This window comes from Neisseria sp. (genome assembly GCF_030527965.1).
In the GTDB taxonomy this organism is placed as follows: domain Bacteria; phylum Pseudomonadota; class Gammaproteobacteria; order Burkholderiales; family Neisseriaceae; genus Neisseria.
Window position 1 is genome coordinate 1 of sequence record NZ_JAUMZU010000008.1, and the last position, 13,287, is coordinate 13,287.

13 protein-coding genes and 1 pseudogene are annotated in these 13,287 nt (G+C 49.4%); 6 read left to right on the plus strand and 8 right to left on the minus strand.

The window, feature by feature from the left end; all coding sequences use genetic code 11:
• Positions 1-385: 385 nt before the first annotated feature.
• The gene (locus Q4A84_RS04700) at positions 386-712 is read right to left on the minus strand and encodes a hypothetical protein (protein WP_303087776.1); all 327 of its coding nucleotides are present in this window, start codon (positions 710-712) and stop codon (positions 386-388) included.
• A 562-nt stretch (positions 713-1,274) separates the two neighbouring features.
• Positions 1,275-2,063: an inositol monophosphatase family protein gene (locus Q4A84_RS04705; protein ID WP_303087777.1), complete on the minus strand. Its 789-nt coding sequence runs from the start codon at positions 2,061-2,063 to the stop codon at positions 1,275-1,277.
• 74 nt (positions 2,064-2,137) lie between these two features.
• Between Q4A84_RS04705 and Q4A84_RS04710 the strand changes: the two genes are divergently transcribed.
• Together Q4A84_RS04710 and Q4A84_RS04715 are read left to right on the plus strand one after the other, a co-directional pair.
• Positions 2,138-2,860 (plus strand): 16S rRNA (uracil(1498)-N(3))-methyltransferase, encoded by a 723-nt coding sequence (locus tag Q4A84_RS04710; RefSeq protein WP_303087778.1) that lies wholly within the window; start codon positions 2,138-2,140, stop codon positions 2,858-2,860.
• A 31-nt stretch (positions 2,861-2,891) separates the two neighbouring features.
• Positions 2,892-3,326: pseudogene (locus Q4A84_RS04715) on the plus strand (ClbS/DfsB family four-helix bundle protein).
• A 154-nt stretch (positions 3,327-3,480) separates the two neighbouring features.
• Here the strand turns inward: Q4A84_RS04715 and rmuC are convergent.
• On the minus strand, positions 3,481-4,950 hold the full coding sequence (gene rmuC / locus Q4A84_RS04720; RefSeq protein WP_303087779.1) for a DNA recombination protein RmuC: 1,470 nt from the start codon (positions 4,948-4,950) through the stop codon (positions 3,481-3,483).
• Between the two features lie 233 nt (positions 4,951-5,183).
• Here rmuC and dusB point away from each other — a divergent pair, with 233 nt between their 5' ends.
• The 4 genes from dusB to Q4A84_RS04740 all read left to right on the plus strand — a co-directional run bounded on the left by dusB (position 5,184) and on the right by Q4A84_RS04740 (position 8,843).
• Positions 5,184-6,176, plus strand: a complete 993-nt coding sequence (gene dusB / locus Q4A84_RS04725) for a tRNA dihydrouridine synthase DusB (RefSeq protein ID WP_303087780.1) — start codon at positions 5,184-5,186, stop codon at positions 6,174-6,176.
• Between the two features lie 90 nt (positions 6,177-6,266).
• Positions 6,267-6,515 carry a Fis family transcriptional regulator gene (locus tag Q4A84_RS04730; protein ID WP_303087781.1) on the plus strand — a complete coding sequence of 83 codons (249 nt, stop codon included), beginning with the start codon at positions 6,267-6,269 and terminating at the stop codon, positions 6,513-6,515.
• Between the two features lie 110 nt (positions 6,516-6,625).
• Entirely contained in the window at positions 6,626-8,203 is a 1,578-nt protein-coding gene (gene purH, locus Q4A84_RS04735; protein WP_303087782.1) for a bifunctional phosphoribosylaminoimidazolecarboxamide formyltransferase/IMP cyclohydrolase, read from the plus strand.
• 169 nt (positions 8,204-8,372) lie between these two features.
• On the plus strand, positions 8,373-8,843 hold the full coding sequence (locus Q4A84_RS04740) for an Imm42 family immunity protein (RefSeq protein WP_303087783.1): 471 nt from the start codon (positions 8,373-8,375) through the stop codon (positions 8,841-8,843).
• An 87-nt stretch (positions 8,844-8,930) separates the two neighbouring features.
• On the opposite strand, the gene Q4A84_RS04745 is transcribed toward Q4A84_RS04740, so the two are convergent.
• The 5 genes from Q4A84_RS04745 to Q4A84_RS04765 all read right to left on the minus strand — a co-directional run bounded on the left by Q4A84_RS04745 (position 8,931) and on the right by Q4A84_RS04765 (position 13,252).
• Positions 8,931-9,770, minus strand: coding sequence for a GNAT family N-acetyltransferase (locus Q4A84_RS04745; protein WP_303087784.1), 840 nt, complete (start codon positions 9,768-9,770; stop codon positions 8,931-8,933).
• 223 nt (positions 9,771-9,993) lie between these two features.
• Positions 9,994-10,479 carry a DUF4149 domain-containing protein gene (locus tag Q4A84_RS04750; RefSeq protein WP_303087785.1) on the minus strand — a complete coding sequence of 162 codons (486 nt, stop codon included), beginning with the start codon at positions 10,477-10,479 and terminating at the stop codon, positions 9,994-9,996.
• Between the two features lie 206 nt (positions 10,480-10,685).
• Complete coding sequence (gene greA / locus Q4A84_RS04755; protein WP_303087869.1) at positions 10,686-11,162, minus strand: transcription elongation factor GreA; 477 nt, start codon at positions 11,160-11,162, stop codon at positions 10,686-10,688.
• A gap of 195 nt (positions 11,163-11,357) precedes the next feature.
• Positions 11,358-11,870, minus strand: coding sequence for a single-stranded DNA-binding protein (locus Q4A84_RS04760; RefSeq protein WP_303087786.1), 513 nt, complete (start codon positions 11,868-11,870; stop codon positions 11,358-11,360).
• Complete coding sequence (locus Q4A84_RS04765) at positions 11,870-13,252, minus strand: MFS transporter (protein ID WP_303087787.1); 1,383 nt, start codon at positions 13,250-13,252, stop codon at positions 11,870-11,872. Before Q4A84_RS04765 ends, Q4A84_RS04760 begins: the two co-directional genes overlap by 1 nt.
• Between the last annotated feature and the right edge of the window lie 35 nt (positions 13,253-13,287).

Here is a 13,287-nt window from a genome sequence, read left to right on the forward strand (position 1 = left end):
TTAAGTGAACCGGAACGACAGGCAAACGAAAAAAGCCCGATGACAGTCGGGCTTTAGTGTTGGGGCCAAAAGACAAAGGGCAGATGCTTATAAAGGAGGGCTCTCCGACTGCAATTTGTCTCAATATGTACTGTTCCGGTGCGGTTATATAAAATTATGTTCAGAAGGAAGGATAATTAAAAATCTTAATTAATAAAGAATCGCGTACTATTTAGAAAAAGCCTGTCTGAAATTATTTTCAGACAGGCTTTTTTTAGGGAAAACCTTATTTAATATTCATTAATAATATCCAATCAAATTTGAATGGCTCAGCTTTGGGATGGCAGATTTTGTGGTTTTTAAACACAAATTAGAAAATGCTTGTGCCATTCAATAAATGATCTGGTTAAGGTTGGGGAGGAGTTACCGCGGCATCGTTGCCTTGTTCTGTTGACGTAGCAGCCTCATGGTTTGCGGTTTTTTTCATGGCTTTGTGTTTTTTGTGCGCTCTTTTTTTGTTTTTGGCTTTTTTGGTTTTTTTAGGGGTAACCGCCTGTTCGGCATCAGTAGCCGGAGCGGAAGTTACGCTGCTGCTATCCGGTGTTGTTGTAGTCATCGGAGCAGTCGGTAGGGATGTAGATTGATCTGAAGAAGGTAATGGTGCGCTAGCAGGAGCGGCGATAAGGCTGCCTGAAACCAATAATGATGATGCTAATAGGATAAGTTTTTTCATATTTAAAGTCTCTCTGTTTTTCAAATTAAGATGTTGCTGTTTACAGCGGTTTTCATGCTATCGGTTTTGGTGTAAGTGGGCGTTAAAGGGCGGATAATTTAGGCGTTTTTGGGTAATTTTCAACAAATAGGGTTAATGGGTGCAATATGGTTTTATTATTTTGATTTTATTGTATATTTGATGATGAATAACTGGTTATGCAAAGTCAATAAATTTATTAAAGGGTAAAATTAATTTATATTTTTGAACTTTATTAAGAAAGGAATTATTGATAGCCGGTTAAATTTCTGCAGGCTGGTTAGGGAGCCATCTTTGATATTTAGGTTATTTGATGAGCGCTGGATACAGGCAAAAAAAAAAACCATTCAAGCTGGGAAGCATGAATGGCCAATACATATACGGGAAATGTCGTACTTACTTGGGTTGCAGGGAGATATACAACCTTAGTGAGACGGTTACAATTATAACTAAGTTAATTTTAATAACTGTTAAGTATTGCAATAAGGATATTAAATTTAGTATTTATTCTATTTGGATATATTTTTGTGACTGTTTGAAAGATTTATTGGTTGGTACGAATCCATTGCAGCCATGTGTCGAATAATTCTGGTTGTAGGGCTGCGATAACGGTGCGTTTGAAAACATGCTGCCCACTCCAGAAATCGTCACCTTCCAGTGTGGCTAAGAGGCCGCCGGCCTCTTCGAAAATTAAAGCGCCTGCGGCGTAGTCCCATAGTTTTTGACCGCCGTGCACATAAACGTCATAGCGGCCTGCGGCTAGATAGCACCAGTCAAGCGTGCTGCTGCCGAGGCTGCGTATGCTGCCGAAGGGCGATAGCGTGTTCATGCGGCTGGCCAACTTGCCTGAGCGCAGATGCTTGATTTCTACGCCGGCGATAGCGTGTTGTAATTTTTTTTCTATGCTGCGTAAAGGCAAAGGCCTGCCGTTGAGGAAGGCACCTTTACCGCTTTCGGCATAAAAGCATTCGTTGCTTACCGGGTTGTATACGACGCCGAGCTTGGGGCGGCCGTTTTCTATATAGGCCGCGGATAGGGCAAAATGGGGAATGCCATTGATGAAATTATTAGAACCGTCAATCGGGTCGACCACCCATAAGCCGCTGTCTGAATTTTTCCATAATTCGCGTTGCTGCGTTTCGGTCATTTCTTCACCGAGCATAGGGCAATCGATGATTTCGGTCAAGCCGTAGGCAAATGCGGCCTGCGAAGCTAAATCAGCCTCGGAAAACAGGCTGCCGTCTGCCTTGCGGTTGGCGGCGACGTTGAGGAAAAAAGGCATAACTTCGGCTTGAGCCACTTCGCGTACCAGTGTTTGCAGTTGGTTTAACACGGTTTGTCCTTAGAAAGCTTCAGTTTGATGGTTATAATAGCAGGCTTATATTAACCTATTTTTCTGTGAAAAACATGCCTAGATTCTATCTTGAGGCCGGGCTTGCTCCCGGGCTGATACTCGAGCTGCCTTCTGATGTTGTGCGTCATATTCATGTGCTGCGCTTGCGTGAAGGAGGCGGCATTGTTTTGTTTAATGGCAATGGTAAAAGTTATCCTGCTGTTTTGCGTCATTTGTCGAAGAAATCGGTGCAAGCGGAGGTGACGGGAGAGGAAGGCTCCGATAATGAATCCCCTTTGGATATTACTTTGGTGCAGGCTGTGTCAAGCGGCGAACGTATGGATTTTACGCTGCAAAAAAGCGTGGAACTGGGGGTGAATCGGATTATTCCGGTTACCAGCGCGCGTAGTATTGTGAAGCTCGATGTTGAGCGGGCAGAAAAACGGGTGGCGCGCTGGCAAGAGATTGTGATTTCGGCTTGCGAGCAGTGCGGGCGTAATGTGGTGCCGCAGGTTATGCCGATTATGGGCTTCCGGCAAATGCTGCAATGCCTGCCTGAAAAGAGTACGCGTTTTTTATTAGGATTGAATGATGCGCAACTCTTGAATAATCGGGTTGATAAGCCTGAGCGTATTGTGTTTATGGTGGGGCCGGAAGGCGGATGGGCTCCGGAAGAAGAGCAGCAGGCATTGGCGGCCGGATTTGAGGCGATATTGCTCGGGCCTCGGGTTTTGCGTACGGAAACCGCCGCTCTGGCTGCATTGGCAGCGATGCAAACTTTGTGGGGTGATTTTTAAAAGTAAATTGTGATGTTGGGAGCGTGTCGGTATGCGAAGTTATGCTGATAAAACGGAATTAGTGGCGGCTATTCAAACGAGTTTGGATAAATATCTTGTTGAATTTGCCGATATCCCGGAAGCGTTGAGGCATCAGCGGTCGGATGACAATGAAAAAACACCTTTCGAACATCTTTCTTATCAATTGGGTTGGGTTAATCTGTTGTTACAATGGGAAAAGGATGAGCAGGCAGGCAAGACGGTGCATATGCCTGCATCGGGTTATCAGTGGAATTAACTGGGAAAATTGTATCAGCATTTTTATGCTTGCTACGGCAGCTATAGTTTGTGCGAGCAACAGAAAATGTTGCGAGACTCGGTAGCAGCGTTATGCGATTGGGTGGCAACGTTGCCGGAGCCGCAATTATTCGAACCCGGGCAGTGCCGATGGGCAACCACGTCGGCTGAATGGCCTTTATGGAAGTAGATTCACATGAATACTGTGGCGCCGTTTACGAATTTCCGGGGGAAGATTCGTCGTTGGAAAAAGCAAGAATTGAGTGGTAAGGCGGATTGACGGTTTGTGTTGATGGCGTAGCGATGCCTGGCCTGTCTGAAAAACAGTTTCAGACAGGCATTTGTTATGAGGATATATCCGATTGGTTTGGCGCTATGGCAACGGTCGGTTCGTTGGCCGCATGTTCGGCCAGCTGTTTGTCGAGCTGTTTGCTGGCTTTGATGCCGAGCTTGCGTAGTTTTTCGGCCCGGTTGACAAGGTTGCCGCGGCCTTCGTAGAGTTGTTTGTATGCCGCTTGATATTGGCTTTGCGCCTGATCGATGTTTTTGCCGACGCTTTCAAGCGTTTGCACGAAACCGACGAATTTGTCATACAGCCTGCCGCCTTCTTCTGCGATGGTCAGGGCATTTTGGTTTTGCTGCTCGTTACGCCATAAATGGGCAACGGTGCGCAAGGTGGCGAGCAGGGTGCTGGGGCCGGTAAGCATGATGCGTTTGTCGAAGCACTCTTGGAAGAGGGCTTGATCATGTTGCAGGGCGAGTAGGTAGGCCGGCTCGACGGGGATGAACATAAACACAAAGTCGAGCGTCTGTAAGCCGTCGATTTCGTTGTATTGTTTCAGCGAGAGGGTTTTTATGTGGTGGCGGATGCTGGCGATGTGGGCCGCCAGCTCGCGTTCGGCTTCATCGGCGGTTGATGCCTGCGTGTAGCGGACATAAGCGGTCAGCGACACTTTGGCATCGATGATGATTTGCTTGCCGTCGGGCAGGTTGACCAATACGTCGGGCTGAAGGCGGCGGGTGCTGCCGTCTTCTTCTCGGCGGGTCGATGCGGCCTGCACGATATATTCGCGGTCTTTTGCTAAGCCTGAGTGCGTCAATACGCTTTCCAGAATCATTTCGCCCCAGTTGCCTTGCGTTTTGTTTTGCGTGCCGACTAAGGCCTCGGTAAGGGCTTTGGCATCGGTGTGAAGTTGGGTATTAAGGCTTTGCAGGCGTTTCAGTTCGTTTTCTAGTGTAAGGCGTTCTTTGGTTTCTTTTTCGTAGGTGTTTTGCACCAGTTGGCTGAAGCCGCTGATGCGCTCGTTTAAAGGATGGAGCAGACGGTTGAGATTTTCTTGGTTTTGCTCGGTAAACCGCTTGGTTTTTTCTTCGAGAATTTCGTTGGCCAGTATTTGGAATTGATGACTTAAACCGGCGCGGGCGTCTTGCAGGAGCGCGATTTTTTCTTCTTGGATTTGGCGCTCTTGCTCGATTTGTGTGTTTAAGCGCTCGTTGGCCAGCCGCAGATGCTCATAATCTTGTTTCAGACAGGCATAGTCGCTCTGGCGTGCTTGCAGATCTTCGATGTGTTGATTGGCTGCGGCAAGTTGGTTTTGTGCCGATTGATGCGATTGGCGCAAGGCGGATAGCTCGGTTTCGGCTTCGCTTAGAGCCTGATTGGCAAAACGGTATTGCTCGGAGCGGCCGGCTAGCTCTGTTTGCAAAGCTTGCTTCTGGGCTTGAAAGCGATGGCGGAGCAGCGCCCAAATCAGAAGGCAAAACAACAAACAGAAAGCGGCGGCAATAGCCAGATGCAAAGTGGAGTCGGTCATGATTGTGCGGGTGGAGTATCGAGTAAAGCAGCATGTTAGCAGATTTTACTTGCCGCTTGTGCCGTCGATATGCCTGATATTTTTACGCATTCGGAAATCTTTGTTTCGGCATGGGCGGGCTGATTTTTAATTTCAGACAGGCATGTAAAAATAACGAGAGTGGCTTGGCGGAAGCTGCCTAAGAATTGTACAATCTACCCTTATAAAAATTCTATCGAACATAACACCGCACCATGTTTATCGGCCCCTATCCAACCGACACGCCTATCGCGCTGGCGCCTATGGCCGGTATCACAGACAAACCATTCCGCAACCTCGCCCGTTCTTTTTGCGCAGGTTGGGCCGTAAGCGAAATGCTGACCAGCGACCCTTCGCTCAGAAACACTCAAAAGACCTTGCGCCGCAGCGATCACCGTGGAGAAAACGGCGTGATTGCCGTGCAGATTGCCGGCAGCGATCCCCTACAGATGGCCGAAGCCGCTCGTTATAATGTGGCGCAAGGCGCGCAAGTGATTGATATCAATATGGGCTGCCCTGCCAAGAAAGTATGCAATGTGCTTGCCGGCAGCGCCCTATTGCAAAACGAACCGTTAGTTGAGGCCATTTTGCAGGCCGTGGTTAAGGCCGTGAACGTGCCGGTTACGCTGAAAACCCGTTTGGGCTGGAGCGACGAGCATAAGAATATCCTTACGGTGGCTCGTATGGCCGAAGATTCGGGCATCGCTGCATTGGCCGTGCACGGCAGAACGCGCACGCAAATGTATAAAGGCGAAGCAGAATACGAGCTGATTGCCGAAGTCAAAACACAAATAGGCATTCCGCTGTGGGTAAACGGCGATATTACCAGCCCGCAGAAAGCCGCCGCCGTGCTTCGACAGACTGGTGCCGACGGCGTGATGATCGGGCGGGGTGCGCAGGGTTGCCCTTGGTTGTTTGCCGACATCAAGCATTATTTTGAGACTGGCGTTCTGCCGGCCGAGCGGCCGTTTAACGAGGCGGCGGAGACGATGCTGGCGCATTTACAGGCCATGTATGATTTTTACGGTGAAATAGCCGGCGTTAGAATCGCCCGTAAACACATCGGCTGGTATACCGCGCTTTTCCCCGATGGCGATGCTTTCCGTCGAGCAGCCAACCGTTTGGAAAGCGCTGCGGCGCAATATGATGCGGTGGCCGGTTATCTGGCCGGGCAGGAAGCCGAACATTGGCCTTCGGCCTATCGGTAGCCAAACTTATTCTGCTTGCCTGAAGCGTATGTTCAGACAGGCATTCTGTCAGACAATGTTTATAACCATTCTATAAAAAAGGAAAACGATATGCCCGGACGAGTACCTGATATCGCCCACACCATTGAACAAAATCTCAACCAGTATTTTCGCATGCTCGATGGCGAGCCGGCGCAAGGTGTTTATGATATGGTCGTCAAACAAGTAGAAAAGCCCATGTTGCGTTGCGTGATGATGCAATGCGGCGGCAATCAGTCGAAAGCGGCGGCTGTTTTGGGGCTGAACCGAAACACCCTGCGCAAGAAATTGGTCGAACACGGAATGCTGGGTATCGAATAAGCGTAGCGAGCCGTCTGGAACAATGATGTTCCGGACGGTTTTGTTTTTTGAATGCTCAGATTCACTATTTATCCCTCTGTTTTTAACCCCAATCCCCATAAGGAACCAACATGGCAACTGTAAAGCGTGCCCTTATCAGCCTGTCGGACAAAGCAGGCGTTGTCGAATTTGCCCAAGCCCTGAGCCGGCTCGGCGTAGAGATTCTTTCCACCGGCGGTACGGCCAAGCTGCTGGCCGACGCCGGCTTGCCGGTTATCGAAGTGGCGGACTACACCGGTTTTCCAGAAATGCTGGACGGCCGTGTGAAAACGCTGCACCCGAAAATTCACGGCGGTATTCTCGGCCGTCGCGATTTAGACGAACACGTTGCCAAGATGCAGGAGCACGGCATCGGCAATATCGATTTAGTGTGCGTCAACCTTTATCCTTTTGCCTCTACCATTGCCAAGCCCGGCTGCACACTGGAAGATGCCATTGAAAATATCGACATCGGTGGGCCGACTATGGTGCGTTCCGCTGCGAAAAACTGGAAACACGTTGCCATTGTTACCGATAATGCCGACTTTGCATCGGTTGCTGAAGAATTACAGAATCACGGCGGTGCATTGAGCGATACAACCCGCTTTAATCTTGCCCGCAAAGCGTTCAGCCACACCGCACAGTATGACGGCATGATTTCCAATTACCTGACCAGTTTGTCTGATGAAAAATTAAGCGGCGAGCCGCAAGTCGGCACGTTTCCACAGCAGTTTAATCAAAGCTGGCTGAAGGTACAGGAAATGCGCTATGGCGAGAATCCTCATCAACAAGCCGCGTTTTATCGGGATATTTACCCCGCCGCCGGCAGCTTGAGCGCTTATCATCAATTACAAGGCAAAGAATTGTCATATAACAACATCGCGGATGCCGATGCTGCTTGGGAAGCGGTTAAATCGTTTGATGCGCCTGCCTGCGTGATTGTGAAACATGCCAATCCTTGCGGCGTAGCCACGGCCGATACCCCGCTGAATGCCTATAAATTGGCCTTTGCAACGGATACCACCAGCGCATTCGGCGGCATCATCGCGTTTAATAGAGAAGTGGATGCCGATACGGTGGAAGCGGTAACTGGGCAGTTTCTTGAGGTTTTGATGGCACCGAAGTTTACCGACAAAGCCAAAGAGATTATCGCCGCCAAGAAAAACGTGCGCGTTTTGGAAGTGCCGTTGCAGGCGGGTGCCAATCGCTTTGAATTGAAGCGCGTCGGTGGCGGCCTGTTGGTACAAACGCCCGATGTTCACCGCATCCGTCGTGAAGATTTGAAGGTGGTTTCACAACGGCAGCCAACCGAGCAGGAGTGGAGTGATTTACTGTTTGTTTGGAATGTAGCCAAATTTGTTAAATCCAATGCCATTGTGTTTGGCAAAGGCGGGCAGACTTATGGCATCGGTGCCGGCCAAATGAGCCGTGTTGACTCAACCCGTATCGCTGCGCGTAAAGCCCAAGAAGGCGGCTTTGATTTAAACGGAGCCTGTGCCGCTTCCGATGCGTTTTTCCCTTTCCGCGACGGCATAGATGTGATTGCAGAGCAGGGCATTAAAGCCATTATTCATCCGGGTGGATCGGTGCGCGATGAAGAAGTGTTCGCCGCAGCAGACGAACATGGCATCGCAATGGTGCTGACGGGTGTGCGTCATTTTAGGCACTGATTCAATACGGCCGGTTAAAGAATGCCTGTCTGAAAATATTCAGACAGGCATTTTGTTTTTATAATGAAAACCGCGGCGCTGAAAAATCGAATGGATCATGCTAAGGCTTGGAAACAGACAACAAGCCGCATGATTGAAATAAGTATTTACTAAAAGTAAAGGCACTGAAATGATTATTGGCGATAATATGGAGTTTTTTATTCAATATGATGTTCTTTTTGATGACCCATTCTTCCCACTTGGTCCATTAAATTTATGGATCAACGGAAAAGCCTATCCTGGGAAAGGTCCTAATATAACGTTGAGTTCGGACATGCCTGATTTGATAGCAGGTTTTAAAGGTGCACTCAAATATAACTTTAAACAAACCAATCTTCCGCTGGATAAGATTGATTTTCTAGATGAAGAATATAATCAGACTAACTTGCTTGTACTAACAGGAGGCGAACTTTGGGACAATGGGTTATCTACATTATGTGAAATCGTGGGCGAGACATTCAGATTATTTTATTCGTATCAAGAAGGGTCATATGAATTGATAGAATTACCTTTAGCCTATTGTAAACGATTGACAGAAGAGCTGGAAAAAGAATTAGATAGAATATGCCCACCAAGAAATTATGATGATGAGCCTGAGTGATTAGACTTCAGCAAAAATGATTAAGCTTAATGCCTGCCTGAAAATTTTCAGACAGGCATTCTTTATGGGTTTGGGAAAATAGCCGTTTTATACCTTGCGAATAAAATGATGGCCGGTGATATCGAAGCCGTGGCGGAAATAGAGGCGCCGGGCGTCGTTGCGGTCGGAGCCTACATTGGAATTGATTTGGATTTGCGTGATGCCGGCTTGGCGGGCAATTTCCACCACTTCTGACAGCAAACGGGCGGCATGCCCGCGGCCGCGGCTTTGTGGAATGGTAACCACATCATCAATATGAATGTATACGCCGCTGACCAGATTAACTGCGACGCGGAAACCGCATACGGCCACGGCGTTGTTTTTGCCTTCTTCAAAAATACCCAGCAGACGGTAGCCTTGCGGACGTTGCTGGGCATTGACTTGCTCGACGAAACGGTTTACGTCGGTCAGTGTCGGGCGCAAAATGCTCAGTGCGGCAAAAGCGGAAGCGGTTTCTTCCGCTTCAATTTCGCGTAACTGGCCTTCTTCGGTGTTGCGAGCATGGCTATGAGCCGAGGCGCTTTGGGTTGCGTGTTTTTCTGTGGAAAGGTTTGTTTCATCGGTTTGTTGCGCTTCTTGTGCCTGTTGCGTTTCTTGTTCGTCTATCAAGGTTTGGCAATTGATAACACGCAAGTCATTGTCGGCGGCAAAGTCCATCAGAAAGCGGAACATCGCAGGGTTGATTTCTTGCAGTTTTTTATGTACTGCAACGCAGCGTACATTTTCTACTAGCAGAGGGCGCACCCATTCATGATAGGAAAGGCGGTTGCCTTTATCAAAAGACGACAAAATGCCGCATAAACGTTCCGACCAATCGCTCGGGCGGAAGGTTTTTCCTTTGCTGGTCGTACCGTGGATAATGATTTCATCAACATTGCAGACTAACATAATGTCCTCTTCAAAATATAGGTGGTATTTGCGCCGGCAGGCGGAAGCGACCAAGTGATAACGGCTTTGCTCGACTTGTGCGTGTTTGCCGGTTCGTAAGGATTGCCCATATTATACATAGGTTTGAATATCGGAAACATGGTTTGCCTGATTCGGAAGTTGTTTTCTTTCAGGTAAATTTAGAGGATTGGCTGAAATACGGTGTTTTGCAGCAATATATTGGTTAAAGCTGTGTGCGCTTGGATTGGAAACTTAAACGTAAAAAAACGGAGAGGATAAACAGCCCTAAGACGGTAATGGTCATATAAAGCAGACTGGAGAATCCATGCCAGAAAGCAAATTCGGTCATGCAGCTGGATTCGCAGGAACCTGAGCTGAAGTGGTGGGAAATGCGGCGCAAAGGATGATCTTGGCCATATTTCACAGCTTGGATGACGGGATGTATCAACAGCTGATTGATACCGATTAAGACGATTTGCAGGGCAATCCAGCGGCGCGGTTTGGCAGATGCCGCTTCCATGCGAGCTACGATATACACCAGAAACCAAGCGGCCAGGCCGTAGTAGCCGACTATGGTAAACAGCTTGCCTGCAAGTTCGCCGGCCTGCATTTTTTCTAAGTTTTTAAATAAAATCGGTGCGGCGACATAACCGGCCAAAACCTGCATGCCCAGCCAACTGCCGGCAATCAGCGCTGTTAAACGGTTCATAGAAAATCTATCTGTAAATTTGACTTAACATTTAGAAATTAAACAACGCGCCCGCCTCGGTGTCAACCCGGCCAGTATGGGCGCATCGCTAATTTGATGGGAGCATAATGCTTTGTGGTAAAAATGCCTGTCTGAAAACAATCGGCTGCTTTGGCAAAAGCAAATCGGGTTTTCAGACAGGCAATGAGGAGCCAGTGTATATCGTATCAGATATATTCCACGGTTACGATGTCGTATTCGCGAATTCCGCCGGGCGCCTGAACTTCGGCGGTATCGCCTTCTTCCTTACCAATTAAGGCGCGGGCAATCGGGGAGCTGATGGATATTTTGTTTTCTTTGATATCGGCCTCATCTTCGCCAACGATTTGGTAGCGCACTTCCTCGCCGCTTTCCGAGGCTTCCAGCGTTACGGTAGAACCGAAAACAATCTTGCCTTCGGCATGGATTTCAGCCGGATTGATGACATGAGCGTGGGATAACTTATGCTCCAGATCGGAAATACGGCCTTCGATGAAGCCTTGGCGCTCTTTGGCTGCTTCATATTCGGCGTTTTCCGATAAGTCGCCATGCGAACGGGCTTCCGCAATCGCTTCGATAACGGCGGGGCGCGCAACGCTTTTAAGCTGTTGCAATTCGGCTTTCAATAATTCGGCGCCGCGGATGGTTAACGGGATTTTTTTCATATTGGTTTTATGCTCCATTTGGGGCGCCGTAATGGGCGAGGTGGCGGCCCGTTTCAATCCATAAAAACGCAAGCCGCGCTAAATTGGCGGCTTGCTTAATCATTCGTTTCTGATTGGCATTGTATCAAATCGGCGGGAAATGGCAAACTTTCTTCAATAATTCGGCCGGCCGGTTTGATGCCTGTCTGAAAGGCATCAGAACGGAATATCGTCGTCGATATCGTCAACCGGCGCGGCAGGGGTGGCGGCCGGTGCTTGGCGGCGAGGTGCGGCCGGCGGCTCTGCGGCGGCAGGCTGGGATTGGTAGGCTTGCTGGGGTGCGGATTGTTGGTAGCCGCCTTGGTGAGCGTTGTCATCGTAAGGTGCACCGCCGCCCTCGCGACTGCCGAGCATTTTCATTTCGCTGGCAACAATTTCGTAAGCCGTACGTTCCACGCCGTTTTTGTCGGTGTATTTGCGGCTTTGGATGCGGCCTTCCAGATAAACCTGGCTACCTTTTTTCAGATATTGGCCGGCAATTTCGGCCAAACGGCGGTACATTGTGATGTTGTGCCATTCGGTACGCTCAACACGCTGGCCGCTCTGGCGGTCGTTCCAAGTTTCGCTGGTGGCTACGGAAAAGTTGGCCACGGCTTCGCCGTTGGGCATGTAACGCACCTCCGGGTCGCGCCCTAAACGGCCGACGAGAATCACTTTATTAACTGACATTAATCTACTCCTGAAATAATTTTTTTCGCGCCGGCTTCGTCAAAGCCTTTCTGCAGCGCTTTGATGAATATGGTTTCGCCATCTTTGCTGAAGCTGATACGTTCGATTCCGGCTACTTGCTGTAATGCGGCTTGCAAATCTTCGTGCCGATTGTACCAAGATTTGCCGATGGGCTGGGTTATATTCTTGACCGGTTTGGGCGGGGGAGCCAACCAAGCGATAACCAGCCATAACAGCATTAATGCCGTGCAAAAAAGGAAAACGCCATTGTGACCGAAGTGCTGGAAGATCCAGCCGCCGAGCGTGCCGCCTACAAACAGGGCCATGGATTGCAGTGTGTTGTAAACACCCATTGCGGTGCCTTTCAGCTCGCCCGGTGCGATTTTGGAAACCAGAGAAGGCAGGCTGGCTTCGAGAATGTTGAAGCCGATAAAGTAGACCACCAGCCAAGTACCGATGAGCCAGAGAGAATTCAGGCCGAACATCAGGCCGACTTGGGCGGCGGCAATGAGGCCTATACCCAACAGAAAAACGTGTTTGAGTTTATTGCGCGTTTCGCCGATGATAATGGCCGGCACCATGAGAATCAGGCCGATAACGGTGGCCGGAAGATACACTTTCCAATGTTGGATTTTATCGAGCCCTAGTCGGGTTAGCGCGAAAGGTAGGGTGGTGAATAAGGCCATCAGGCCGGTTTGCAGTGCGAAAATGCCGAAGTTTAACCGCAGCAACTGGCGGTCTTTTAAAACTTCGGAAATTCTGGCCGGTTGGGTTTCCGCGTCTTCATGCAGCTTGGAGCGGTTTGGATCGGGTGTCATCCAGGCAACGATGCCGATGCTTGATAGGGTGAGCACGCCCATCAAAATAAACAAGCCGGGTACGCCGATATAACGAGTTAATACGGGAGAAAGAACCATGCTGAATGAAAAAGTCAGCCCGATGCTCAGGCCGATCATGGCCATGGCGCGGGTGCGGACTTCTTCTCGCGTTAAGTCTGCCACCAGCGCGGTTACGGCAGCGCTGACTGCGCCTGCGCCTTGCAGAGCACGGGCGGCTATCAATACGGGCAGGCTGTGGGCATAAGCGGCCAGGAAGCTGCCGGAAGCAAACAGTATCAATCCGAAATAAATGACTTTTTTGCGCCCGAAACGGTCTGAAGCGATGCCTAGCGGCAGCTGCCATAGAGCCTGCGTGAGGCCGTAGATACCCATGGCAAGCCCGACTTGAACCTTGTTCCCTCCGCCCGGGAGGTCGTAAGCGTAAAGCGCCAATACGGGAAGCACCAGAAACATACCGAGCATCCGCAGGGCATAAACCCATGCCATAGAGGTGCTGGCACGCCATTCTTCTGGATACATGCGGGTTTGTTGTGTTCTTGCCATAATGATGTGCAGGCCGGATGCCTGTCTGAAAAATG

What these genes read in the sequence shown, in the direction of transcription:
- Q4A84_RS04765 (WP_303087787.1), bottom strand. Translation starts at nt 13,252, where the DNA reads ATGGCAAGAACACAACAAACCCGCATGTATCCAGAAGAATGGCGTGCC.
- Q4A84_RS04730 (WP_303087781.1), top strand. Translation starts at nt 6,267, where the DNA reads ATGCCCGGACGAGTACCTGATATCGCCCACACCATTGAACAAAATCTC.
- greA (WP_303087869.1), bottom strand. Translation starts at nt 11,162, where the DNA reads ATGAAAAAAATCCCGTTAACCATCCGCGGCGCCGAATTATTGAAAGCC.
- Q4A84_RS04710 (WP_303087778.1), top strand. Translation starts at nt 2,138, where the DNA reads ATGCCTAGATTCTATCTTGAGGCCGGGCTTGCTCCCGGGCTGATACTC.
- purH (WP_303087782.1), top strand. Translation starts at nt 6,626, where the DNA reads ATGGCAACTGTAAAGCGTGCCCTTATCAGCCTGTCGGACAAAGCAGGC.
- Q4A84_RS04750 (WP_303087785.1), bottom strand. Translation starts at nt 10,479, where the DNA reads ATGAACCGTTTAACAGCGCTGATTGCCGGCAGTTGGCTGGGCATGCAG.
- Q4A84_RS04740 (WP_303087783.1), top strand. Translation starts at nt 8,373, where the DNA reads ATGATTATTGGCGATAATATGGAGTTTTTTATTCAATATGATGTTCTT.
- rmuC (WP_303087779.1), bottom strand. Translation starts at nt 4,950, where the DNA reads ATGACCGACTCCACTTTGCATCTGGCTATTGCCGCCGCTTTCTGTTTG.
- Q4A84_RS04745 (WP_303087784.1), bottom strand. Translation starts at nt 9,770, where the DNA reads ATGTTAGTCTGCAATGTTGATGAAATCATTATCCACGGTACGACCAGC.
- dusB (WP_303087780.1), top strand. Translation starts at nt 5,184, where the DNA reads ATGTTTATCGGCCCCTATCCAACCGACACGCCTATCGCGCTGGCGCCT.
- Q4A84_RS04700 (WP_303087776.1), bottom strand. Translation starts at nt 712, where the DNA reads ATGAAAAAACTTATCCTATTAGCATCATCATTATTGGTTTCAGGCAGC.
- Q4A84_RS04760 (WP_303087786.1), bottom strand. Translation starts at nt 11,870, where the DNA reads ATGTCAGTTAATAAAGTGATTCTCGTCGGCCGTTTAGGGCGCGACCCG.